This window comes from Streptomyces exfoliatus (assembly GCF_000725545.1).
Taxonomy (GTDB): domain Bacteria; phylum Actinomycetota; class Actinomycetes; order Streptomycetales; family Streptomycetaceae; genus Streptomyces; species Streptomyces exfoliatus.
Window position 1 is genome coordinate 43,425 of the sequence record NZ_JNZP01000013.1, and the last position, 23,313, is coordinate 66,737.

Genomic DNA, 23,313 nt, shown 5'->3' on the forward strand with positions numbered 1-23,313 from the left:
TGGGGGCGTGCTCTCCAGTCTCTCCCGCCCCCGCGCCCTCGCTGTCTGCGCCCTGCCCGTCGCCGCGCTCTTCGCCGTCGTCGGCCTCGCGCCGCTGCCGTACGCGATCGCCCAGCCCGGCTCCACCGCCGACGTGCTCGGCAAGGACAAGGGGCGGGAGGTCATCACGATCACCGGCGCGCCCGTTCGCGACACCGAGGGCCGGCTGCTGATGACGACGATCGTCGCGACCGGGCCGTCCACGGACGTGGACCTCGGGGACGTGACGGACGCCTGGTTCCGTGCCGACCGGGCCGTCCTGCCGCACGACTCCGTCTACCCGTCGGGGAAGTCGGACGCCGAGATCGAGAAGCACAACCTCGGCCAGATGAAGGAGTCGCAGGACGCGGCCACCCTCGCCGCCCTCGGCTACCTGAAGATGGACCCCGAGAAGGTGAAGGTGACCCTGCACCTCGCCGACATCGGCGGGCCCAGCGCCGGGCTGCTCTTCTCCCTCGGCATCGTCGACAAGCTGTCCGGCGACGGCGACGGCGGTGACCTCACCGGCGGCCGGACCGTCGCCGGTACGGGCACGATCGAGGCGGACGGCGAGGTCGGCGCCGTCGGCGGGGTCTCCCTCAAGACCCAGGCCGCCGCCCGTGACGGGGCCACCGTCTTCCTCGTGCCGAAGGACGAATGCTCGGACGCCGAGGCCGAACTGCCGAAGGGCCTGCGTCTCGTCCCCGTCACCGCGCTCAGCGACGCGGTGACGTCCCTCCGGGCCCTCGCCCAGGGCCAGGAGGCAAAGGTTCCGACCTGCTGACCTTCGGACCGTGCGCGCGGGCGGCCGAGGGAATGGCCCCCGGGGCGGCCCGAGGGGCGTCCATCCCCCGCCAGGCGGGGAACACCAGCGGTGAGACGCTGGCCAGGAAATACACCCCGCCGATGGTGAGGAGCGTCGCGGTGAGCCCCGTGCGTTCCACCAGGAATCCGGCGGCGAGCCCGCCGAGCGGGGCGGTGAGCAGCACGGAGGCCGTGCTGGCGCCGCCGACGCGACTGCGCAGTTCCTCCGGGACGGTCTCGTAGAAGACCGTGGTGAGGATCGGGTTGAGCACCCCCGCCCCGAGCCCGCCGACAGCCATCGCCACGAGCAGCGGCGCGGTGGTGTCGGTGAAGGCCGCGGTCAGGTACGCGGGGGCTCCGGTGAGCAGGAATCCGGCCGCGAAGACCGGACGCCGCGGGAAGCGGTGGCCGACGGCCCCGTAGACCAGCGCCCCGACGAGGGCGCAGCCCCCGGAGACGGCGACGAGCAGGCCGAGCGAGGCCGAACCGCCCAGGTCCTCGCGGGCGTGGAGCGGGAGGAGGACCGCGCTCCAGCTCAGGGCCAGGCCGTTGGTCATCATCACGGCGAAGTTGATGCCGAGGAGCAGCCGGGTGCGCAGCAGGAACGCGTAGCCCTCGCGCAGATCGGCCCGGTAGGCGGCGGGGGAGAGCGGCGGGGCCCCGCGCAGGGGTTCGGCGGAGGGTATGCCGCGCAGGCCGGCGAGCACGAGCAGCGCGGAGACGGCGAACGTGGCGGCGTCGACGTACAGGACGGTGTCGGCGCCGATGAACGCCACGAGGAGGCCGGCGAGGGCGGCGCCGGTCATCCGGGCGCCGCGCGAGACGGCGTCGTAGAGACTGGCGGCGCGGGAGAGCGGGGTGCCGGCGCGCCCCGCCAGGTCGGGGAGGAGGACGCTGCGGGCGGTCTCGCCGGGTGCGTGGAAGAGGCCGGTGACGGCCATCAGGGCGCACAGCATCCAGAACTGCAGCAGGCCGGCCCGGTTGAGCAACGGGATCGCGGCGAGAGCGACGGCGCAGACGAGGTCCGAGACGACGGAGACCCGCCGCCGCCCGAGCCGGTCGATGACCGGGCCGCCGGCGATGGCCGAGACGAGGACGGGCAGGGCCGCGCAGAAGGCGACGATCCCGGCCTTGCCGGGGCTTCCCGTGGTCTCGAGCGCGAACCACGGGACGCCGATGAGGGTGAGCGAATTGCCGGTGATCGATACGGCGTTGGCGGCCAGGACGGTCGCGAGCGGGACGCGGTCCCGCTGGCTCGGATCCCCCTTCGCCGTATCCGAGTGGTGTCCCCCCGGTGCGGTCATGCGGTCATGCCGCCAGGGTGACCGGGCGGTGCGCGGGCATGGCCATGCGCAGGCCCAACTCGACGAGCCGCCAGCCGAGTTGGACCCGGAGGGTGGTGCCGGAGGGGCGAGGGGCGGTGGCGGCGGCCTCGCGGCGGAGGTCGGCGGCGTGCAGCCGGTGGAGCTGGAGGTGGATGTCGGCGTTCATGACCGCGGGGTTCCTTCCGTCAGTTCTCGTGCTGCGGGAACGCGTGCAGATGGATCCGTACGCGCTCGGCGTCCGGCGCGTCGGCCTCCTCGATGTCCCGGTACGACTCGATGAGGGCGTGCATCTTCTCGTCGAGCTCGCGGAGCTTCTCGGGGGGCAGCCGCAGGGTGAAGTCGCTCATGTCGGAGGCGCTGAGCCAGGTCTGGTCCCAGTCGTGCCGGGTGCCGAGGTAGGTGCTCAGCTCCTGCGTGTGGATGGTCGCGATCTCGTGGACGTAGATGTCGAGGGCGCCGCGGACCTCCGGGTCCGGGTTCTCGTAGAGCGAGGCGTCGACCCTCGTGCCCTGCTGGCCGGCCTTCCACCACCGCTCGCGTCCTTTGCCCCGTGTCGGGTCGTCCTCGACGAAGCCGTGAGCCGCGAGCTGGCGCAGGTGGTAGCTGGTCGCTCCGCTGGACTCGCCCAGCTGTTCGGCCAGTTGGGAGGCCGTCGCCGGGCCGTGCCGGCGGAGGGCGCGCAGCAGCCGGATGCGGAGCGGGTGGGCGAGCCCGCGCAGGGAGCGCGGGTCCAGCTGGCGGCTCAGGTATTCCTCGGGCTCGGACATGCTCACAGCGTAGAGTTGCAAAGGAAGGGTTGCAAGGGTTTTTTTGCAACCTCTTCTTTGCAACCTGTACTTCGCGTCCGACGGCCCTAGAGCGGCTCCGTGCTCGCCGCCTGTTCCACCAGCGGGATGATCCGCAGCGGCACCGGGTTCTCCATCACGATCGCCGTCGACGCCCGCACGATCCCCTCGAAGGCGACCACCTTGTCGATCACCCGCTGGAGGTCCGCGTTCGAGCGGGCCACGAGCCGGCACAGCATGTCTCCGTGGCCCGTCGTCGTGTGCAGTTCCAGCACCTCCGGCACCGTCGCCAGGTGCTCCCGCACGTCCGCGCCCTGCCCCTGCTTGATCTCCAGCGTCGCGAACGCCGTCACCGGATAACCCAACGCCGCCGGATCCACCTGTGGACCGAAGCCCCGGATCACCCCGCTCGCCTGGAGCCGGTCCAGCCGCGCCTGCACGGTCCCGCGCGCCACCCCGAGCCGGCGCGAGGCCTCCAGCACCCCGATGCGCGGCTCCCGTGCCAGCAGCACGATCAGCCGGCCGTCCAAATGATCGATCGCCACGAGGGCCTCCCGGTGGTCACCATGTACAAGTCGCCCGCCGATGCTGCCGGATCGCTGTACACATTGACCAGCCTCACAGCAAACTATTGCGCACCTTGCCGGACGGCGCGACGCTGCTCCCATGACTGAGACCATCGATCACACCCCTTCCACCGCGCGTAAGGCCGATCCCTTCCCGGTCAAGGGAATGGACGCGGTCGTCTTCGCCGTCGGCAACGCCAAGCAGGCCGCGCACTACTACTCCACGGCCTTCGGCATGAAGCTCGTCGCCTACTCCGGACCGGAGAACGGCAGCCGCGAGACCGCCAGCTACGTCCTGACGAACGGCGCCGCCCGCTTCGTGTTCACCTCCGTCATCAAGGTCGCCACCGACCACGGCCGCTTCCTCGCCGACCACGTCGCCGAGCACGGCGACGGCGTCGTCGACCTCGCGATCGAGGTGCCGGACGCGCGCGCCGCGTACGCGTACGCCGTCGAGCACGGCGCCACCGGCCTCACCGAGCCGCACGAGGTGAAGGACGAGAACGGCACCGTCGTCCTCGCAGCCATCGCCACGTACGGCAAGACCCGCCACACCCTCGTCGAGCGCTCCGGCTACGACGGCCCGTACCTCCCGGGCTTCGTCGCCGCGAACCCGATCGTCGAGCCGCCGGCCAAGCGCACCTTCCAGGCCATCGACCACTGCGTCGGCAACGTCGAGCTCGGCAAGATGAACGACTGGGTCGGCTTCTACAACAACGTCATGGGCTTCACGAACATGAAGGAGTTCGTGGGCGACGACATCGCGACCGAGTACTCCGCCCTGATGTCGAAGGTCGTCGCGGACGGCACCCTCAAGGTGAAGTTCCCGATCAACGAGCCTGCGATCGCGAAGAAGAAGTCGCAGATCGACGAGTACCTGGAGTTCTACGGCGGCGCCGGCGTCCAGCACATCGCCCTCGCCACCAACGACATCGTCGCCACCGTGCGCGCGATGCGGGCCGCGGGCGTCGCTTTCCTCGACACCCCCGACTCGTACTACGACACCCTCGGCGAGTGGGCCGGCGAGACCCGGGTGCCCGTCGAGACCCTGCGCGAGCTGAAGATCCTCGTCGACCGCGACGAGGACGGCTACCTGCTGCAGATCTTCACCAAGCCGGTCCAGGACCGCCCGACCGTCTTCTTCGAGATGATCGAGCGCCACGGCTCGATGGGCTTCGGCAAGGGCAACTTCAAGGCCCTCTTCGAGGCGATCGAGCGCGAACAGGAGAAGCGCGGCAACCTGTAGCCGCCTGCGGCCGACCTGCGGCGGGCCATTGCGCCCGCCGCGGATCGCGCCCGTTGCGGACTGCGCCCCGCCCTTTCGTCACCCCCGCTGTGGGCAGTCGTCCCGCTGGGCGGGGACGGGTGGGCACAACGGGACGGCGCCCCCTGCCGGGCCCGGGCTTCTGGGCCTGGACCCGACCACAGGTGCGGCGCCGTCGTGGGTTGTGCCCACCCGTTCCGCCCCGCGGAACGCCTGCCCGCAACGGTTGGGTGCGGCGAAGGATCCCGTGGAGTGTGCCCACCCGTTCCGCCCCGCGGAACGCCTGCCCGCAACCGGCCGCATCAGGGAAGGGGTCGCGCCCGCGGCGTCTCCGGAGGCGTCGGCGTCTCCGGGGTCCGCGGCTTCGGCTCGGTCTCCGGGGGCCGTCGTAGTTCCCTCGGCAGTTCCTCCGGTGGTTCCCCCACCGCCGTCAGCGACTCCGTCGCCTTCGCGGCGAGCAGCGGCGAGAAGTGCGGGTTGATCCGCAGCGCCTCCGTCAGGTGCCGCCGGGCCGGCCCCGTCTGTTCCAGGGCGCGTTCGATCTCGCCCAGGTGGTACGTGAACAGCGCGCTCCGCAGCCCCTCGTCCGTGGCCCGCTTCGCGTACTCCAGCGCCTCCTTCGGCTGCCCCGACCGGTACAGCGCCCAGCCCAGCGCGTCCGCGACCCCCACCGACCGGTGCCCCCGCGCCCACTCCGCCCGCATCCGGGCCACCGCCGCCGCCGGGTCGCCGTGGTCCGCGTCGAGGAGGGCCAGGGCCACCTCCCCGCGCGCCCACGTCCCGGTCCGCAGCCGCTCGTACAGCGCCCGCGCGTCGCCGTCCAGGCCCAGCGACTCGGACAGCTCGCCGGCCTCCAGGACGTACTCCGGCAGCGGCAGTCTGGCGAGCGCCGCCCGCCAGTCGCGCAGCGCCTCCCCGGTGCGGCCGAGCGCCGCCAGGGCCCGGGCCCGGCCCGCGAGGGAGGGGCCGTGGTCCCGTACGAGCCGCAGCGCCGACCCGTACCGGGCGAGCGCCTCCTCCGGTTCGCCCCGCTCCCACGCCAGGTCCCCGAGCCGCGCGAGCGACGCCGCCTTCTCCGCGTCCGTCTCGGCGAGCGCCGCCGCGTCGAGGGCCGCCGCGTCGGCGTCCTCGCGCCAGCCCCGGTCGCGGTAGGTCTGCGCGGCCCGGGTGCGCACCACCGCGCCCGTGTGGAGCTCCTCCAGGGCCTCCATGGCCTTCCGGGCCGCCCCGTAGTCCCCCAGGCCGTTGTACGCGTCCATCAGGACCGGGTACGCGGGCCAGCGGCGCGGGTCCGCCTTCCGTACCCGCTCCCCCCACTCCTTCGCCGTCCTCCAGTCGCCGCGCGCCCCCGCGAGCGCCCCGAGCCCCAGTTGCGCCGTCAGGTTGCCGCGGGTGGCGGGCCGTTCGGCGAGGGAGCGGCGCAGGGCTTGTTCGGCCCGCGGATAGTCCCGTACGTCTCCGAGCCGGGTGCCCCGCTCCGTGTACGCCGCCCCGAGGTCCGCCCAGGACGCGTCGTCGTCCGGGTGGGCGCGCAGCCATTTCTCCCGGTCGGTGATCAGCGCGGCCAGGTCGGGCAGCGCGGCCTGCGCGCCCGCGTGGGCCGCCGTCGTCGCCCGCTCCGCCGGGCTCGGCGGGGGCGGCGGATCCTGGCCGACGAACTCGGGGACGTACAGCAGGGCCGTCGCCGCGAGCACCGCGCCCACTCCGGCCGCCAGGACCGTCCTCGACACGTTCTGCGTCTTCATGGCGCTCACTGTGCGCCCGCCCGCACCTGTACGAAGAGCACACGAAGCACCCGCTCCGGCGGGTTCACACCGATGGCCCCGGGTGCCACGCTGGACGCATGGACGATCTTCTGACGCGGCTGCGCGCCGGGCTCCCGGCCGAGGCGCTGCTCACCGACCCGGACGTGACCGCCTCCTACGCGAACGACATGGCGAGCTTCTGCGCGGCCGGCACCCCCGCGGTCGTCGTGCTGCCCCGCACCGTCGAACAGGTCCAACACGTCATGCGCACGGCGACCGAGCTCCGCGTCCCCGTCGTCCCCCAGGGGGCCCGTACCGGCCTGTCCGGCGGCGCCAACGCCTCCGAGGGCTGCATCGTGCTCTCCCTGGTCAAGATGGACCGCATCCTGGAGATCAACCCGGTCGACCGGATCGCCGTCGTCGAGCCGGGTGTCGTCAACGCGGTGCTGTCACGGGCCGTCGCCGATCAGGGTCTGTACTACCCTCCGGATCCCTCCAGCTGGGAGACGTGCACCATCGGCGGGAACATCGGCACGGCCTCCGGCGGCCTGTGCTGTGTGAAGTACGGGGTGACGGCCGAGTACGTCCTCGGTCTGGACGTGGTCCTCGCCGACGGCCGGCTCCTGAGCACCGGCCGCCGCACCGCCAAGGGTGTCGCCGGGTATGACCTGACCAGGCTCTTCGTCGGCTCCGAGGGCAGTCTCGGCATCGTCGTCAAGGCCGTGCTGTCCCTCCGGCCGCAGCCTCCGGCGCAGCTCGCGCTCGCCGCCGAGTTCCCCTCCGCCGCGGCGGCCTGCGCGGCCGTCTGCGCGGTCATGGAGGCCGGGCACACCCCGTCGCTGCTCGAACTCATGGACCGCACCACCGTCCAGGCGGTCAACAAGCTGGCGCGCATGGGCCTGCCCGACACCACGGAGGCGCTGCTCCTGTGCGCGTTCGACACCCCGGACCCGGCCGCCGACCTGGCCGCCGTCGGGGAGCTGTGCGCGGCGGCGGGCGCGACCGAGGTCGTGCCGGCCGCGGACGCCGCAGAGTCCGAACTCCTCCTCCAGGCACGCCGGCTCTCCCTCACCGCCCTGGAGACCATCAAGTCCGCGACGATGATCGACGACGTGTGCGTGCCGCGGACCCGGCTCGCCGAGATGCTCGACGGCACGGCCGCCGTCGCGGAGAAGTACGGGCTCACCATCGGCGTCTGCGCGCACGCCGGTGACGGCAACACCCATCCCGTCGTCTGCTTCGACCACACCGACGAGGACGAGTCGCGGCGGGCGCGGGAGTCCTTCGACGAGATCATGGCGCTCGGGCTCGCGCTCGGCGGCACGATCACCGGCGAGCACGGTGTGGGCGTCCTCAAGAAGGAGTGGCTGGCACGGGAGCTGGGCCCGGTGGGCCTCGAACTCCAGCGGGGGATCAAGGCGACCTTCGACCCGCTGGGGCTGCTCAACCCCGGAAAGCTGTTCTGAATCCAGGTCCACGCGCGCGCGTACGGGAATCACAGCTCGCCGTCCTGCGACTCCTCCGACGGCCACGGGTCGCGCAGCCACAGCTCGTCGGCGATCACGGTGGTCGCCAGGAGTTCGGTGAGTCCGTCGTCGATGCCGAGCCGCTCGGACTCGGTGCCCGGCGCCACCACGCGCAGGGTCCGCTCGAGCCAGGCGGACACCTGCGCGGACGGGGCTTCGAGCAGCGCGTCGCCGTCGGGGGAGGAGAGCGCCATCAGGATGACGCTGCGGCCGTCGACCTTGGTGGGCCAGATGCGGACGTCGCCGTGGCCGCAGGCCCGGAACACGCCCTCGACGAGGAGTTCACGCGCGAACGTCCAGTTGACGGGGTGATCCGTGCCGATGTGGAAGGTGATGTGGACGGCGTACGGGTCGTCGGTGCGGTAGGCGAGCCGGGCGGGGACGGGGACGGCGCGCTCGGGCGAGAGCACCAGGTTCAGCTCCAGCTCGCGCTCGACCGTGGTGTTGTCGGTGTTCTGCATGGTCGTACTCCCTCTCGCGTGGGCCCCGGACGGGCCTTCACCTGGAGAGAGCGGGGTGGACGCAGCTCATTACGCGACTTCGGGAAATTTCTTCCGGGAAGTTTTTCCGGCGGCCTTCCGGGCAGGATGCATCGGCCCGAACATCACCATGAGTGATCGATTCCGGTATGTGTCGCCCGAAGGCGGGGCTTTCTCGCGGGCTCCTTGTTCCCCCGGGGACGTTCTTCGTTACTGTCCTCCTTGGGCGCGGCACGCCCGGCACGCGGGCCGCGCGGATCAAAGGCGTTGTGACTGAACGGAGTCGGGGCAGTGGCTACTCCTCCTGGAGGCGGCGGAGAGGTACCGCAGGCGGGGTACTACCCGGACCCGTCCATTCCCGGGTACATCCGGTACTGGAACGGGGGCGCCTGGGTTCCCGGTACGAGCCGGCCCGCGCCCAAGGAGGACGAGGTTCCGCCGGGCCCCCCGGCCTCGGCGATCCCTGCGGGCCCCCTCCTGGCTTCGAGCCCGGCACCCGCGCCGGTTCCGGTACGGCAGGCCGAGCGTGAGCCGGAGCGCGAGCCCGAGCCCGAGCCGGTGCAGGTCCAGGCGCCCGTGCGCGTACCGGCCCAGGCGCCCGCGCCCGCCCCCGTACCCGCGGTGGAGGAGACCGGGCCCGTCTTCTTCGACGAGGAGCCGGCCGCCCAGGAACCCGCGTCCGCGTGGCAGGCGGACACCTCCCGTCAGACCGGCTTCGGCGGCGACCGCGACCAGAAGGTCTCCTGGGGCGCGCCCCGGACCGCCGACCCGCGCACCCCCGCGGACTGGCCGGTCGCCGGTGCGAGCGAGCCCGCCGACGCGCGGGCGCACGCCGCCCCGCAGACGGCCGATCCCCGGAAGGCCGAGCCCCGGAGTGCCGAGCCCCGGAATGTCGATCACCGGACGGCCGGGGGAGCCGCGCGACTCGGTGGGATGCCGGTCATGCCGATCCCCACGCCCACGCCCACGCCGGCTCCGGCTCCCACACCGACCCCCGTACAGCAGGCGCCCGCTCCCGCGCCCGTACAGCGGACCCCCGCTCCGGCCCCCGTACAGCAGACCCCCGCGCCCACCCCGGCCTCCGCGCCCGCCCCGGCCTCCGCGCCCACCCCCGTACAGCAGGCGCCCGCGCCCGCCCCGGCCACCCCCTCCTGGGCCCAGCAGCCGCAACAGCCCCAGCTCCAGCAGGTTCAGCCCCAGTCGTCGGAGCAGCAGCAGCCCGTCGTTCCCTGGAAGCCGCCCGTCGACGACCTGTTCGTCCAGGCGGCCCGCGAGCAGGCCTCCGCCCGCCCCGCCGGGCTCGGCAGGCGGCTGCTCGCCCGGCTGATCGACACCGTGGTCCTGGGCGCACTCGTCGGCGGTGCCTCCTTCCCCTTCGTGACCACGGCCCTCGACCACATCGACGGCAAGATCGAGGCGGCCAAGCAGTCCGGCGTGACCGTCCAGGTCTGGCTGCTCGACGGGACCACCTCCGTCCAGTTCGGCATCGCGCTGGCCGCGCTGTTCGTCATCGGCATCCTGTACGAGGTGGTGCCGACCTCCCGGTGGGGCCGCACCCTCGGCAAGAAGCTGTGCGGGATCGAGGTGCGGGACATCGAGGCGCACCAGCCGCCGAGGTTCGGGGCGTCGCTGCGCCGCTGGCTCGTCTACAGCGTCCTGGGGCTCCTGGCCATCGGCGTGTTCAACGTCCTGTGGTGTCTGTTCGACCGCCCCTGGCGTCAGTGCTGGCACGACAAGGCCGCGCGCACCTTCGTGGCGCGCTGAGCCGACCGGGGGCCCGCGTCCCCCGAACGGGCGGTGATGGAGTGCGGGGGCGCCGGGCCCGGGATGCACTGCCCCCATGAGCAACGATCAGCCGCCGCCCGGCCAGCCGCCCGAGGAGGACCCGTTCCTCAAGAGGCCGCAGGAGCCACCGCCGCCGTCCGCCGGCCAGCCGCCCCCGCCCCCGGGCGGCGGCCAGCCGCCCCCGGGAGGTCCCCCGCCGGGAAGTCCGTACGGTCCTTCGGGCGGGGATCCGTACGGTCCCTCGGGCGGGGATCCGTACGGTCCCTCGGGCGGGGATCCGTACGGCTCCTCGGGCGGGGATCCGTACGGGGGCGGCATGCCGCCCCCGCCTCCGTACGGCGGTTACGGCGGGGGATACGGCGGGACGGATCCGCTCTCCGGGATGCCGCCGCTCGCCGAGTCCGGCCGGCGCATCCTCGCGCGGCTCATCGACTGGTTGATCATCGCGATCCCGCTGGCGGTCATCGGCATCCCGTTCGACATCTACGCGCGGGCGACCGACAACGACAACGACTTCGGTGACACCGTCAACAGCCTGAACGGCGGGAGCCAGCTGGTCTTCCAGCTCATCACGATCGTCGCGTACGTCACGTACGACACGGTGATGACCGCCAGGAACGGCCAGACCATCGGCAAGAAGCTGATGAAGCTGCGGGTCGCGATGCTCAACGACGGCTCGACGCCCCCGATGAGCCAGTCGCTGTTGCGCGCGGTCGTCCTGTGGCTGCCGGCGCTGATCTGCTGCGCCTGCCTGTGGCCGCTGTTGATCCTGATCCTGATTCTGGTCGACAAGCCGTACAAGCAGGGTCTGCACGACAAGGCGGCGAAGACGGTGGTGGTCTCCGTCCCGCAGTAGGCCGTCAGGCTCGAAGGATCACGAACCGGTCCGGGTATCGGCCCCCGCGCCCACAGGCGCGGTCGGTACCCGGACCTCTTCGTTCCCGTGGGGTGCCGGAACCGCGTCGGCTGCCGGAACCGCGTCCAGGATCTTGACGGACGCCGGACGCACCGGCATCGTCACCGCCACGAGCAGTCCGAGCAGCAGTCCGGCGAGGCTGATCACCGTGATGCCGAGGGTGGTCGTCGTACGGGAGAGCAGCAGGAGGGCGACGGTCGCGAGGACGACGGTGGCCGAACCGTAGGCGAGCTGCGCGGCGTTCGGTCGCTGCATGACGGATACCGTCCCTCCGGGCATGGGGTCGACTCTACGACGCTCGATGCCCGAGAAGGGCGTGGGGTAAGCGTGACCTTACCCACGGTGCCGTTGCACGGGGGGCGCGCGGGGGCACGAAAGTCCCAACTGTCCCTGAGTGTGCGCCGCCCAACTGTCCGATAATCGGAACCCGCCTCCCACATAGTGCAGTTGGTCGGTGCAAGTCAAGATCTGTCTTTTCTTGTCTCTCTCCGGTCGAATGTCGTCACTTGTGACGCGCGACCCCGCCGGACGGACACCCCACCATCTGGTCCGAGGGCGGCGGGCGCCGGGGAGGACAACTTCAAGTGACCAACAGACGACGGGCGATCAGAGCGTCCGCAGTCGTCGTAGCGCTCGCGGCCACCGCCGCCACCGCCTCGACCTTCACCACCGCATGGGCCGACAACCACGGCAGCGCGCCGTCGGCGGCCGACGTCCGCCACGACCCGGCGCCCGGCGCCGGCGACGGCCACGGCCACGGCGTCGACAAGACGGCCGTCGACCACGACCTCGAAGGCCCCTTCAGCGAGCAGCAGGCGCAGCAGCGCAAGGCCGCCCTGGAGCAGGTGCTGAACGGCGACGCCAAGGTCGAGCGCCGCGGTGGCTCTCAGGTCGTCAAGCTCGACGACAAGAAGTACGTCGAGCTCGGCCGCGAGAAGACCGACAAGATCTTCACGATCCTGGTCGAGTTCGGCGACAAGGTGGACAACACCACCCTGGTCGACCGGGCCGACGACGACACGGCCGAGCTGAAGCCGAAGTTCGGCGGCACGCCCGGCCCGCTGCACAACCAGATAGCCCAGCCCGACCGTGCCAAGGACAACTCCACGGCCTGGCAGGCGGACTACGACCAGAAGCACTTCCAGGACCTGTACTTCGGCACCGGCAAGGACGCCAAGGGACAGCCCAAGCAGTCGCTGAAGACCTACTACGAGAAGACCTCGTCCGGCCGGTACTCGGTCGACGGCGGCGTCTCCGACTGGGTCAAGGTCGAGTACAACGAGGCCCGTTACGGCTCGAACTACTGCGGCAACAGCAACTGCGCCAACGTGTGGGACGCGGTCCGCGACGGCGTCACCGCCTTCGTCGCCGACCAGAAGGCCAAGGGCCGCACCGACGCCCAGATCAAGGCCGACATGGCCCAGTACGACCTCTGGGACCGGTACGACTTCGACGCCGACGGCAACTTCAACGAGCCCGACGGCTACATCGACCACTTCCAGATCGTCCACGCGGGCGAGGACGAGTCGGCGGGCGGCGGCGCCCAGGGCGGCGACGCCCTGTGGGCCCACCGCTGGTACGCGTACGGCACCAACGCCGGCAAGACCGGCCCGGCCAACAACAAGGCCGGCGGCACGCAGATCGGCGACTCCGGCATCTGGGTCGGCGACTACACGATGCAGCCCGAGAACGGCGGCCTCGGCGTCTTCGCGCACGAGTACGGCCACGACCTCGGCCTCCCGGACCTGTACGACACCTCGGGCCTCAAGGGCGCCGAGAACTCGACCGGCTTCTGGTCGCTCATGTCGTCCGGCTCCTGGCTCGGCCGCGGCAAGGACGCCATCGGCGACCTGCCCGGCGACATGAACGCCTGGGACAAGCTGCAGCTCGGCTGGCTCAACTACACCAAGGTGGCCGACGAGGCCCGCGCGTGGAAGTCCACGCACAAGCTGGGTGTCGCGGCGTACAACACCGACAACCCGCAGGCGCTCCTCGTCGAGCTGCCGAAGAAGGCCGTCACCACCGATGTCGTGGCCCCCGCCGAGGGTGCCACCCAGTGGTGGAGCAACATGGGTGACGACCTCAAGAACACCCTGACCCGCTCCGTCGACCTGACGGGCAAGACGTCCGCCTCCCTGGAGCTCCAGGGCTGGTACGACATCGAGCTCGACTACGACTACCTCTACACCGAGGTGTCGACCGACGGCGGCGCCAACTGGACGGCTCTCGACGGCACCGCCGACGGCAAGGCGCTCCCGCGCGACGCCAGCGGCGCCCCGGCGCTGACCGACGTCTCCGGCACCCACAAGAAGCTCGTCTACGGCCTCGACGCCTACGCGGGCAAGAAGTTCGACCTCCGCTTCCGCTACCAGACGGACGGCGGCGCGGGCGGCAAGGGCTTCACCGCCGACGCCATCACCCTGACCGCCGACGGTGCCGCCCTCTTCTCGGACAACGCCGAGAACGGTGACAACGGCTGGGTCGCGAAGGGCTTCTCGCGGGTGGGCAAGGGCTTCACCAAGGAGTACGAGCAGTACTACATCGCGGAGAACCGCCAGTACGTCTCGTACGACGCCACCCTCAAGGTCGGCCCGTACAACTTCGGTTTCACGGGTGAGAAGTCCAGCTGGGTCGAGCACTACCCGTACCAGAACGGTCTGCTCATCTGGAAGTGGGACCTCTCCCAGAAGGACAACAACACCGCCGTCCACCCGGGCAAGGGCCTGATCCTGCCGGTCGACGCGCACGCCACCCCGCTGAAGTTCACGGACGGCACCCTGATGCGCAACCGCGTCCAGGCGTACGACTCCACCTTCGGCACCTACCGGACCGACGGCCTCCTGCTCCACAAGGCCGACGTCCCGGCGTGGGTGAACTCGCAGCCGGGCAACCCGGTCTTCGACGACCGCAAGGGCACCTACTGGTACCCGGAGACCCAGCGCGCCGGTGTCCAGGTAACTGACACCAACACCAAGATCGAGGTCGTCAAGGAGCCGCTCAACGGCCAGACGATCACGGTCCGCGTGGGTCCCTCCACCAAGTAATCGGTAAAACCGCAGGTCAAAGCATGATCGGCCGTCGCCCTCTAGCGGGCGGCGGCCGATCGTGTTTAGGTGCGTCTGACGCTTTTCTTATTGACATTCGATCCACGGGGGAGTGGTTCCGCATGCCCAACGGAGGGTTCTGCAAGTTGCCCGGAGGCAGCGTGGTCGTCGCCATAGGGCTGCCCAGCCCGGCCCGCGACGGCGCCACCGTCCGCTTCCTGGTCCACGCCGCGAACCGCGCCCGCGCCCTGACCAGGCTGCGGAACCTCGGACTGCGGGCCGTCTACCTCCGCGGCAACAGCGAACCGCCCACCCCGGACGAGATCACGGCCGTCCTGCACCACCCGGACGGCCTGCTGTGGAAATCCACCCCCGGCGCCGCCCAGGAGCTCTGGCACCCCGTACGGTCCCTCCCCAGGGAACCCGCGGCGTAGGCCCTACGGGACCGCCGGCCGGCCCGTCAGCTCCACGCCCGCAGCCCGCAGCTCCTCCAGGGCCCGGTCCGTCGTCTCCTTCGCGACGCCCGCCGTCAGGTCGAGCAGCACATGGGTGCGGAAGCCCTCTCGGGCCGCGTCCAGGGCCGTCGCCCGGACGCAGTGGTCGGTGGCGATGCCCACCACGTCGACCTCGGTGACGTCCCGCGCCCGCAGCCACTCCCCGAGCGTCCGCCCGTTCTCGTCACGCCCCTCGAAGCCGCTGTACGCCGCTTCGTAGGCGCCCTTGTCGAAGACGGCGTCGATCGCCCCGCTGGCGACGGCGGGGGCGAAGTTCGGATGGAAGCCCACCCCCTCCGTACCGGCCACGCAGTGCACCGGCCAGGAGGTGACGTAGTCCGGCTCCTCGCCCGCCGGGGCGAAGTGCGCGCCCGGGTCGACATGGTGGTCGCGGGTCGCGACCACGTGCCGGTAGGACGTGCCCGCCGTCTGGCCGACCAGGTCGGTGATGGCGGCGGCGACGTCCGCGCCGCCGGTCACCGCGAGGCTGCCGCCCTCGCAGAAGTCGTTCTGAACGTCCACAACGATCAATGCGCGGTGCATGGCGGGTGTCCTTAGCGGGTCGGGAAGGGGTGGGTTCGAGCCTAGAGACTTCCCTTCCCCACCGGGAGGGGGCGTCGACCGGAGCCTGGGGCCTGTCGTCCGGGTCAGGCCCTACATGTACTCCGTCGGCAGCACCGGCTCGCCCCGCGAGAGCTGGATGGCCGACATCGGCAGCCCGCCTCGGGCCGCGATGTGCCGGGACCTGGCGGCTTCGAGCGGCTCCCTGGCCACCACGTCGCCGCCCTTGACCAGCTCCACCAGCAGCTGGTGGTCGGCCAGCTCCGGCGGCACCGGCCCGGTGCCCACGACCTCCGCCTCCGCGATCCCGTGCGCGTCGGGCCGGCGCGCCGCCCACTTGCGCCCGCCGACCGAGGCCTTGCCGCCCATGGACTTCTTGGCCACCGGCACGAGCGGCGCCTTGAGGTCGGCCGAGGCCGCCCGCGCCACCAGCTTGTAGACCATGGAGCAGGTCGGGTGGCCGCTGCCCGTGACCAGCTGCGTGCCGACCCCGTACGCGTCGACCGGGGCCGCCGCGAGCGAGGCGATGGCGTACTCGTCGAGGTCCGAGGTGACGACGATCCTGGTGTCCCGCGCGCCCAGCTCGTCGAGCTGCGCCCGCACCCGGTGGGCGACGAGCAGCAGGTCGCCCGAGTCGATGCGGACGGCGCCGAGCTCGGGCCCCGCCACCTCCACGGCGGTACGGACGGCCTCGGTCACGTCGTAGGTGTCGACGAGCAGGGTCGTACCGCGGCCGAGGGTCTCGACCTGGGCCCGGAAGGCGTCCCGCTCGCTGTCGTGGAGGAGGGTGAAGGCGTGGGCGGAGGTGCCGACGGTCGGGATGCCGTAGCGGAAGCCGGCCGCGAGGTCCGAGGTGGCCTCGAAGCCGCCGACGTACGCGGCGCGGGAGGCCGCGACGGCCGCCAGCTCGTGGGTGCGCCGGGCGCCCATCTCGATCAGCCGGCGCCCGCCGGCCGCGGCCGACATGCGGGAGGCGGCGGCGGCGATGGCCGAGTCGTGGTTGAGGATCGAGAGGATCACGGTCTCCAGGAGCACGCACTCGGCGAAGGAGCCCTCGACGCGCAGCACGGGGGAGCCGGGGAAGTACACCTCGCCCTCGGGGTACCCCCAGATGTCGCCGGAGAAGCGGTAGCGCGCCAGCCATTCGAGGGTCGGCTCGTCGACGATGCCGCGCTCGCGCAGGAAGCCCAGGACGGCGGGGTCGAAGCGGAAGTTCTCGACGGCGTCGAGGACCCGGCCGACGCCCGCGAGGACGCCGTAGCGCCGCCCCTCGGGCAGTCTCCGGGTGAAGACCTCGAAGACGGAGCGCCGGTCGGCGGTGCCGGCCCGCAGGGCCGCCTGGAGCATGGTCAGCTCGTACTGATCGGTGAAGAGCGCGGTCGACGGCACGTCCACCGGCAGCCCAAGGTCCGCAGCGTTCATGTCAGCGATGCTAGCGCAGAAATCGTCACTCTGACGATTTCTAGGCCGTACGCGCCCGGAAGGCCCGACCCGTTTGTGCGACGGGCCCCCTGGAGTGGCAGCATGGGGTGAGTGAGCGTCGCGCCTATTGAGATCGAACGTACCGAGTCGGCCGAGGAGGTCTCCGCGGTCGTCGAACCGGATGTGCCCTGGGTGACCCTCGTGCACAACGATCCGGTGAACCTGATGAGCTACGTGACCTACGTCTTCCAGGCGTACTTCGGATACTCCAAGGACAAGGCGCACAAACTGATGCTCGACGTGCACCACAAGGGCCGCGCGGTGGTCTCCAGCGGCACCCGCGAGGAGATGGAGCGGGACGTGCAGGCGATGCACGGCTACGGCCTCTGGGCGACCCTCACCCAGGACCGCGGCTGATGGCCGGCCATTTCGAGGTCCTGCCCGGCGGTGGTGCCGCGGTCGCCCTCGACGACGTCGAGATCTCCATCCTCCGCTCCCTCGCCGTCCAGCTCATGGAGCTGATCGGGCCGGGCGACGAGCCCGCGAAGGACGCCGACCCGCTGGCCGCGCTCTTCGCCGAGGGCCCGAGCAAGCCGCCGTCCGACCCCGCGCTCAAGCGCCTCTTCCCCGACGCGTACGGGGACGACAGCGAGGAGCTGCGGGCGGCCGCCTCCGACTTCCGCCGCTACACCGAGAACGACCTGCGGGCCCGCAAGCGCGAGGACGCCCTCCTGGTGGTGCGCGCCCTGGACGGGCTCTCCGCGGACGCGGCGAGCGAGGGCGGCGCCGTCCTGAAGCTGACCCCGGACGAGTCCCGGGCCTGGCTCGGCGCGCTCAACGACCTCCGGCTGACCATCGGGACCCGTCTCGAGGTCACCGACGACGAGGAGAGCGAGCAGCTGTACCGGCTGCCGGACTCCGACCCCCGCAAGCCGATGGTGATGGCGTACCTCTGGCTGGGAGCGCTCCAGGAGTCCCTCGTCGAGACCCTGATGTCGTAACGACACCGGGCGACCCCCTGGTGTTCGCTCAGCGGACGCTCAAATCCGGATAACGAATGCGTTATCAGAGCGTCCGCTTCGCCGTGTTGAATCCCTTTTGTCCGCCGTTTTCTGTGGCCCGCGCCACACGCGACTCCCTCGATCGCGTACCGCACCGTGATAAATCTTCACGACCGCTCGGGGACGCCACCCCTGTCCCCGAGGGCGCTTGGACCGGCTGACCGCCGGTGGCACTCCATCCACATCCGGGGGGATCAGGATCTGATCCGCGGCCGACGCACTCGCAGTCGCGCGGATCAGCATGGAGAAAGGCGCACCACCATGACCTCTGTGCAGGTCGACAAGCAGCACGACGGCACCGACGGGGCCGTGGACGGCGGCGAGGGCTACCAGCGTGGCCTCGGCGCCCGGCAGATCCAGATGATCGCGATCGGCGGCGCCATCGGCACCGGCCTCTTCCTTGGCGCGGGCAAGGCCATCGCCAAGGCCGGCCCCAGCCTGATCCTCGCGTACGCCATCGCGGGCCTGGTCATCTTCTTCATCATGCGGGCCCTGGGCGAACTGCTCATGTACCGCCCCGTGTCCGGCTCCTTCGCCGAGTACGCGCGCGAATTCGTCGGCCCCTTCTGGGGCTTCGTGACCGGCTGGACGTACTGGCTCTTCTGGGTCGTCACCGGCATCACCGAAGTCACCGCCGCCGCCACCTACATGACGTACTGGTGGGACATCCCGCAGTGGATCTCGGCGCTGGTCTTCACCGTCATCCTCTACGGCGCCAACCTGATCTCCGTGAAGCTCTTCGGTGAGCTGGAGTTCTGGTTCTCCATGGTCAAGGTCACCGCCATCATCGGCATGATCCTGATCTGCGCCGGCATCCTCACCATCGGCTTCTCCGACGCCGGCGACACCGCCTCCGTCACCCACCTGTGGGACCAGGGCGGCTTCTTCCCCACCGGCATCGGCAACACGCTGATGACCCTGCAGATCGTCATGTTCGCCTTCCTCGCCGTGGAGCTGGTGGGCGTCACCGCCGGCGAGTCCAAGGACCCGAAGACGGTCCTGCCCAAGGCCATCAACACCGTCCCGTGGCGCATCGCCGTCTTCTACGTCGGCGCGCTGATCATGATCCTGTCGGTCGTCCCGTGGACCGAGTTCCAGCCGGGCGTCTCCCCGTTCGTCGCCGCCTTCGAGAAGATGGGCCTCGGCGTCGGCGCCGCCATCGTCAACTTCGTGGTGCTGACCGCCGCCCTCTCCTCCTGCAACTCGGGCATGTACTCCACCGGCCGCATGCTGCGCGACCTCGCGCTCAACGGCCAGGGCCCGAAGATCTTCACCAGGCTCACCAAGAGCGGCACCCCGCTCCTCGGCCTGACCTTCTCGGCCTCGCTGATGCTCGTCGGCGTCTGGATCAACTACGTCGCCCCCGGCAAGGCCTTCGAGTACGTGGTCTCCTTCGCCACCATCTCCGGCATGTGGGCCTGGATCATGATCCTGGTCTGCCAGATCCGCTACCGCGCCAAGGCGAACCGCGGCGAGCTCCCCGAGTCGACCTTCAAGGCCCCGGGAGCCCCGTACACCAGCTGGTTCGCGCTCCTCTTCATCGGCATGGTCATCGTCATGATGGGCATCGACGAGGGAGCCCGTACCGCCCTCTACGCGGCACCGGTCTGGGGCCTCATCCTGGGCGTCTCCTACCTGGTCCTGAAGGCCCGCAACCCCGAGGGCGCGGCCTTCGCCAAGCGCTCGTAAACACGCTCGCAAACACCGCCGCAAGGCACAGCTGTCCAGCATCCGGGCCATCCCGTACCACTCCTCGGTACGGGATGGCCCGTCTGCTTATCCTGTCGGCATGCTGACCATCACCCAGGCCCTGTACGACCAGATCGTGGAACACTCCCGCGCGGACCACCCGGACGAGGCCTGCGGCGTGGTCGCGGGCCCCGTGGGCACCGGACGCCCGGAGCGGTTCATCCCGATGCTGAACGCCGCCCGCTCGCCCACGTTCTACGAGTTCGACTCCGCGGATCTGCTCAAGCTCTACCGAGAGATGGACGACCGGGACGAGGAGCCCGTCATCGTCTACCACTCGCACACCGCGACCGAGGCCTACCCCTCCCGCACCGACATCTCGTACGCGAACGAGCCCCAGGCCCACTACGTCCTGGTCTCCACCGCCGACAGCGACGGCGCGGGCCCCTTCCAGTTCCGCTCCTACACCATCGTCGACGGCGTCGTGACGGAGGAGGAAGTGAAGGTCGTGGAGGCCTACGAGACCGAAGCGGTCTGAGAACACCCGAGGTCATCCGTGGTCCCGCCCGACAGGTGTCCGGCAGGCGGGCAGGAACCGTTCACCATGTGAGATCACATTCCGAAACCCGGACCGGGAATCGATACGATGAGCCCATGGTTTCCCACGACGTGAGCGAAGAGACGCCGAGCAGCATGCTGCTCGTGGCACGCCTGCACGTCGATCTGTGCCGCCTCGCCAGCGCGATCTGTACCTGATCCGCGCGATCCGTACGTGACCTGTACATCCCGCGCCGCGCTCTGAGCGAGACCGGCCCGAGCGCACCTCCGAGCACGACCCCCCTCCCGCGGGGGCCAGCCACGCGCCCACCACGTCACCCGTGCACCACGCCACCCGCGCCACCACGCCACTTCCGACAGGAGCCCACGTCCATGGCCATCGAGGTCCGCATCCCGACCATCCTCCGCACCTACACCGACGGCGAGAAGGCCGTCCAGGGCAACGGCGAGACCATCGCCCAGCTCCTGGCCGACCTGGAGTCCCGCCACGCCGGCATCGAGGCCCGCATCGTCGACGGCGACAAGCTCCGCCGCTTCGTCAACGTCTACCTCAACGACGAGGACGTCCGCTTCCTCGACGGCATCGACACCAAGCTCAGCGACGGCGACAACGTCACGATCCTGCCGGCCGTCGCCGGCGGCATGGTCTGATCCACATGCGCTACGACTCCTCGCTGGCGGCGGTCGGCAACACGCCGCTGGTCCGCCTCCCCCGGCTCTCGCCCTCGGACGACGTCCGCATCTGGGCGAAGCTGGAGGACCGCAACCCGACCGGCTCGGTCAAGGACCGCCCCGCGCTCCACATGATCGAGCAGGCCGAGAAGGACGGCCGGCTCACCCCCGGCTGCACCATCCTGGAGCCGACCAGCGGCAACACCGGCATCTCCCTCGCCATGGCCGCCAAGCTCAAGGGCTACCGCATCGTCTGCGTCATGCCCGAGAACACCAGCGAGGAGCGCCGCCAGCTGCTCGCCATGTGGGGCGCCGAGATCATCTCGTCCCCCGCGGCCGGCGGCTCGAACACGGCGGTACGCGTCGCCAAGGAACTCGCGGCCGAGAACCCGACCTGGGTGATGCTCTACCAGTACGGCAACCCGCACAACGCGGGCGCCCACTACGCCACCACGGGCCCCGAGATCCTCGCCGACCTGCCCTCGATCACCCACTTCGTGGCCGGCCTCGGCACGACGGGCACCCTCATGGGCGTCGGCCGCTACCTGCGCGAGCACAAGCCCGACGTCAAGATCGTCGCCGCCGAACCACGCTACGACGACCTCGTCTACGGCCTCCGGAACCTCGACGAGGGCTTCGTACCGGAGCTGTACGACGCCTCCGTCCTCACCACCCGCTTCTCCGTCGGCTCGGCCGACGCGGTCACCCGCACCCGCGACCTCCTCCAGCAGGAGGGCATCTTCGCGGGCGTGTCCACCGGCGCGGCCCTGCACGCGGCCATCGGCGTCGGCAACAAGGCGGTCAAGGCCGGCGAGAGCGCGGACATCGCGTTCGTCGTCGCCGACGGCGGCTGGAAGTACCTGTCGACGGGCCTCTACACGGCCAAGACGACAGAGGAAGCAATCGAAGCGGTCCAGGGCCAACTCTGGGCATAGCCGTCCGGCCCCCGCTGGGGGCTAGCCCCCAGCGGTGTGGGCAATCGTCCCGCATGGGGGTCCCCCCCGGACGAAGTCCTCGGGGGAGGGACGGGTGGGCGCACGGGACGGCGCCCACTGCCGGGCCTGGGCTCTCGTCGGCCCGGACCCGCGCCCAGGGGCCGGCGCCGCGAAAAGCTCCCGCAACCCGGCCCCGTAACCCGCGCTACCGCGCCAGATGGCGGACCTGGTCCCACACGACCGGGTCCGCCGTCCCCGCCCTCCGCCGGAAGCCGGAGACCGGCACCTCCCGCAGCTCGTCCGTCTCCAGGAAGCTCGGCCGCCCCTGCGCGTCGCCCACCGTCCCCGGCGGCAGCGCGATCACCCCCGGCCGCTCGTCGTGGTACTTGCTGGTGATCTTGGCGACCAGCGCCATGTCCCCCCGTACCGCGAGCACCAGGCAGGGCCTGTCCTTCGACCCCGGGCCGTCCTCGAACGGCACGTCCGCCCACCAGATCTCGGACTCCTTAGGCCCCCGCCCCGGACGCGGCGGAGCCTTCCGCGGCGGCCGGCCGGGAGGACGCGTCCGCCCCGAGGGCCGACGCGCCGACGGGGGCGCGGGCCGCCGCTTCGAACGCTTCCATCCGTCGGCGAGCGCCACGACCAGCGCGATCACCACGACCGCGACCAGCGCGGGCCACCACGACGTGTCCATACCTCAAGACGGTACCGGCGCGCGCGTCGCTCCGCCGCAACGGCCCGCCATCCATCCGAACCGGTGACAGAGCCCGTGAGTTCGCCCACAACGGGCCACCACGAAGGAGCGACAGGCCCTGGTGCGCCTTACGCTCGACAGACCGCTCAGCCTCCCCCTTCCACAGCGCGCTTTCGTATCCGTCAACGGATCCGTCCACGGAGGTTCACGCTCCATGAAGCTCACCGTCGTCGGCTGCTCCGGGTCGTTCCCATCTGCGGACTCGGCCTGTTCGAGCTACCTCGTCGAGGCCGACGGCTTCCGGCTGCTCCTCGACATGGGCAACGGCGCCCTGGGAGAGCTGCAGCGACACATCGGTCTGTACGACCTCGACGCGATCTTCCTCAGCCATCTGCACGCGGACCACTGCATCGACATGTGCGGGTACTTCGTCGCCCGCTACTACCGGCACGAGGGCGGACGCTGCGACGCGATCCCCGTCTACGCCCCGGAGGGCGCCGAACAGCGGCTGACCACGGCGTACGCGGACACCCCCTCCCCCAGTTCGATGAGCGAGGTCTTCGACTTCCACACGCTGAAACCGGGCGCCTTCGAGATCGGCCCGTTCTCCGTCCGTACGGAGAAGGTGTCCCACCCGGTGGAGGCGTACGCCATCCGGATCGAGCACGGCGGCCGGTCGCTCACGTACTCCGGGGACACCGGGGTCTGCGAGGCGCTGCACACGCTCGCCGAGGGCACCGACCTCTTCCTCTGCGAGGCCTCCTTCACCCACGGCAAGGAGGACGTCCCGGAGCTCCACCTCAACGGCCGGGAGGCGGGGGCGGAGGCCGCCCGCTCGTCGGTGGGCCGGCTGGTCCTCACCCACATCCCGCCGTGGACCGACGGCGAACGGAACCTGGCGGACGCGCGCGCGGTGTACGCGGGGCCCGCGGAGCTGGCGAGACCGGGCGCGGTCTACGAGATCTGAACA

Annotated in this window: 25 protein-coding genes; 15 read left to right on the forward strand and 10 right to left on the reverse strand. The window is 71.1% G+C overall.

Annotated features, from left to right (window positions below):
• Positions 1-7: 7 nt before the first annotated feature.
• Positions 8-802, forward strand: coding sequence for a S16 family serine protease (locus tag IO20_RS0115915; protein WP_030554662.1), 795 nt, complete (start codon positions 8-10; stop codon positions 800-802).
• On the opposite strand, the gene IO20_RS0115920 is transcribed toward IO20_RS0115915, so the two are convergent.
• The 4 genes from IO20_RS0115920 to IO20_RS0115935 all read right to left on the reverse strand — a co-directional run bounded on the left by IO20_RS0115920 (position 735) and on the right by IO20_RS0115935 (position 3,477).
• A complete protein-coding gene (locus tag IO20_RS0115920; RefSeq protein WP_030554664.1) occupies positions 735-2,126 on the reverse strand; it encodes an MFS transporter in 1,392 nt (463 codons plus the stop codon). The genes IO20_RS0115915 and IO20_RS0115920 overlap by 68 nt on opposite strands.
• A 4-nt stretch (positions 2,127-2,130) precedes the next feature.
• Positions 2,131-2,313 carry a hypothetical protein gene (locus IO20_RS0115925; RefSeq protein WP_030554666.1) on the reverse strand — a complete coding sequence of 61 codons (183 nt, stop codon included), beginning with the start codon at positions 2,311-2,313 and terminating at the stop codon, positions 2,131-2,133.
• A 19-nt stretch (positions 2,314-2,332) separates the two neighbouring features.
• Positions 2,333-2,914, reverse strand: a complete 582-nt coding sequence (locus IO20_RS0115930; RefSeq protein ID WP_030554667.1) for a winged helix-turn-helix domain-containing protein — start codon at positions 2,912-2,914, stop codon at positions 2,333-2,335.
• A gap of 86 nt (positions 2,915-3,000) precedes the next feature.
• A complete protein-coding gene (locus IO20_RS0115935; protein ID WP_030554669.1) occupies positions 3,001-3,477 on the reverse strand; it encodes an Lrp/AsnC family transcriptional regulator in 477 nt (158 codons plus the stop codon).
• Between the two features lie 121 nt (positions 3,478-3,598).
• Between IO20_RS0115935 and hppD the strand changes: the two genes are divergently transcribed.
• Positions 3,599-4,744, forward strand: coding sequence for a 4-hydroxyphenylpyruvate dioxygenase (hppD, locus tag IO20_RS0115940; protein WP_030554670.1), 1,146 nt, complete (start codon positions 3,599-3,601; stop codon positions 4,742-4,744).
• A 320-nt stretch (positions 4,745-5,064) separates the two neighbouring features.
• Here the strand turns inward: hppD and IO20_RS0115945 are convergent, their stop codons facing one another.
• Complete coding sequence (locus tag IO20_RS0115945) at positions 5,065-6,507, reverse strand: tetratricopeptide repeat protein (protein WP_245684963.1); 1,443 nt, start codon at positions 6,505-6,507, stop codon at positions 5,065-5,067.
• A 98-nt stretch (positions 6,508-6,605) separates the two neighbouring features.
• Between IO20_RS0115945 and IO20_RS0115950 the strand changes: the two genes are divergently transcribed.
• Positions 6,606-7,973, forward strand: a complete 1,368-nt coding sequence (locus IO20_RS0115950) for an FAD-binding oxidoreductase (RefSeq protein WP_030554674.1) — start codon at positions 6,606-6,608, stop codon at positions 7,971-7,973.
• Positions 7,974-8,002: 29 nt separating this feature from the next.
• Here the strand turns inward: IO20_RS0115950 and IO20_RS0115955 are convergent, their stop codons facing one another.
• A complete protein-coding gene (locus tag IO20_RS0115955; RefSeq protein ID WP_030554676.1) occupies positions 8,003-8,494 on the reverse strand; it encodes an SsgA family sporulation/cell division regulator in 492 nt (163 codons plus the stop codon).
• Positions 8,495-8,803: 309 nt separating this feature from the next.
• Between IO20_RS0115955 and IO20_RS0115960 the strand changes: the two genes are divergently transcribed.
• Positions 8,804-10,276 (forward strand): RDD family protein, encoded by a 1,473-nt coding sequence (locus tag IO20_RS0115960; RefSeq protein WP_031127331.1) that lies wholly within the window; start codon positions 8,804-8,806, stop codon positions 10,274-10,276.
• A gap of 76 nt (positions 10,277-10,352) precedes the next feature.
• The gene (locus IO20_RS38045) at positions 10,353-11,153 is read left to right on the forward strand and encodes an RDD family protein (protein WP_030554680.1); all 801 of its coding nucleotides are present in this window, start codon (positions 10,353-10,355) and stop codon (positions 11,151-11,153) included.
• Positions 11,154-11,171: 18 nt separating this feature from the next.
• On the opposite strand, the gene IO20_RS0115970 is transcribed toward IO20_RS38045, so the two are convergent.
• A complete protein-coding gene (locus tag IO20_RS0115970; protein ID WP_030554681.1) occupies positions 11,172-11,468 on the reverse strand; it encodes a hypothetical protein in 297 nt (98 codons plus the stop codon).
• Positions 11,469-11,797: 329 nt separating this feature from the next.
• Here IO20_RS0115970 and IO20_RS0115975 point away from each other — a divergent pair, with 329 nt between their 5' ends.
• Together IO20_RS0115975 and IO20_RS0115980 are read left to right on the forward strand one after the other, a co-directional pair.
• Positions 11,798-14,257, forward strand: a complete 2,460-nt coding sequence (locus IO20_RS0115975; RefSeq protein ID WP_030554683.1) for an immune inhibitor A domain-containing protein — start codon at positions 11,798-11,800, stop codon at positions 14,255-14,257.
• 122 nt (positions 14,258-14,379) lie between these two features.
• Positions 14,380-14,691: a hypothetical protein gene (locus tag IO20_RS0115980; protein WP_030222259.1), complete on the forward strand. Its 312-nt coding sequence runs from the start codon at positions 14,380-14,382 to the stop codon at positions 14,689-14,691.
• 3 nt (positions 14,692-14,694) lie between these two features.
• Here the strand turns inward: IO20_RS0115980 and IO20_RS0115985 are convergent, their stop codons facing one another.
• Both IO20_RS0115985 and IO20_RS0115990 read right to left on the reverse strand, forming a co-directional pair.
• Positions 14,695-15,294, reverse strand: coding sequence for a nicotinamidase (locus IO20_RS0115985; RefSeq protein WP_030554686.1), 600 nt, complete (start codon positions 15,292-15,294; stop codon positions 14,695-14,697).
• Between the two features lie 111 nt (positions 15,295-15,405).
• Positions 15,406-16,734, reverse strand: coding sequence for a nicotinate phosphoribosyltransferase (locus IO20_RS0115990; protein WP_030554688.1), 1,329 nt, complete (start codon positions 16,732-16,734; stop codon positions 15,406-15,408).
• 111 nt (positions 16,735-16,845) lie between these two features.
• On the opposite strand from IO20_RS0115990, the gene clpS reads away from it, so the two are divergent.
• The 7 genes from clpS to IO20_RS0116025 all read left to right on the forward strand — a co-directional run bounded on the left by clpS (position 16,846) and on the right by IO20_RS0116025 (position 21,649).
• On the forward strand, positions 16,846-17,151 hold the full coding sequence (gene clpS, locus IO20_RS0115995; RefSeq protein ID WP_030222252.1) for an ATP-dependent Clp protease adapter ClpS: 306 nt from the start codon (positions 16,846-16,848) through the stop codon (positions 17,149-17,151).
• Positions 17,151-17,735 (forward strand): DUF2017 domain-containing protein, encoded by a 585-nt coding sequence (locus tag IO20_RS0116000; RefSeq protein WP_030554690.1) that lies wholly within the window; start codon positions 17,151-17,153, stop codon positions 17,733-17,735. The genes clpS and IO20_RS0116000 overlap by 1 nt, the downstream gene beginning before the upstream one ends.
• A gap of 321 nt (positions 17,736-18,056) precedes the next feature.
• The gene (locus tag IO20_RS0116005) at positions 18,057-19,484 is read left to right on the forward strand and encodes an amino acid permease (RefSeq protein ID WP_030554696.1); all 1,428 of its coding nucleotides are present in this window, start codon (positions 18,057-18,059) and stop codon (positions 19,482-19,484) included.
• 100 nt (positions 19,485-19,584) lie between these two features.
• Positions 19,585-20,022, forward strand: a complete 438-nt coding sequence (locus IO20_RS0116010) for a M67 family metallopeptidase (RefSeq protein ID WP_030554698.1) — start codon at positions 19,585-19,587, stop codon at positions 20,020-20,022.
• Between the two features lie 116 nt (positions 20,023-20,138).
• The gene (locus tag IO20_RS42175) at positions 20,139-20,240 is read left to right on the forward strand and encodes a putative leader peptide (RefSeq protein ID WP_321184766.1); all 102 of its coding nucleotides are present in this window, start codon (positions 20,139-20,141) and stop codon (positions 20,238-20,240) included.
• Positions 20,241-20,414: 174 nt separating this feature from the next.
• Positions 20,415-20,693 carry a MoaD/ThiS family protein gene (locus IO20_RS0116020; RefSeq protein WP_030554700.1) on the forward strand — a complete coding sequence of 93 codons (279 nt, stop codon included), beginning with the start codon at positions 20,415-20,417 and terminating at the stop codon, positions 20,691-20,693.
• 5 nt (positions 20,694-20,698) lie between these two features.
• A complete protein-coding gene (locus tag IO20_RS0116025; protein ID WP_030222242.1) occupies positions 20,699-21,649 on the forward strand; it encodes a PLP-dependent cysteine synthase family protein in 951 nt (316 codons plus the stop codon).
• 205 nt (positions 21,650-21,854) lie between these two features.
• Here IO20_RS0116025 and IO20_RS0116030 read toward each other — a convergent pair whose 3' ends face one another.
• Positions 21,855-22,343: a type II toxin-antitoxin system PemK/MazF family toxin gene (locus tag IO20_RS0116030; RefSeq protein ID WP_030554703.1), complete on the reverse strand. Its 489-nt coding sequence runs from the start codon at positions 22,341-22,343 to the stop codon at positions 21,855-21,857.
• A gap of 214 nt (positions 22,344-22,557) precedes the next feature.
• Between IO20_RS0116030 and IO20_RS0116035 the strand changes: the two genes are divergently transcribed.
• Positions 22,558-23,310, forward strand: coding sequence for an MBL fold metallo-hydrolase (locus IO20_RS0116035; RefSeq protein ID WP_030554704.1), 753 nt, complete (start codon positions 22,558-22,560; stop codon positions 23,308-23,310).
• Positions 23,311-23,313 lie beyond the last annotated feature (3 nt).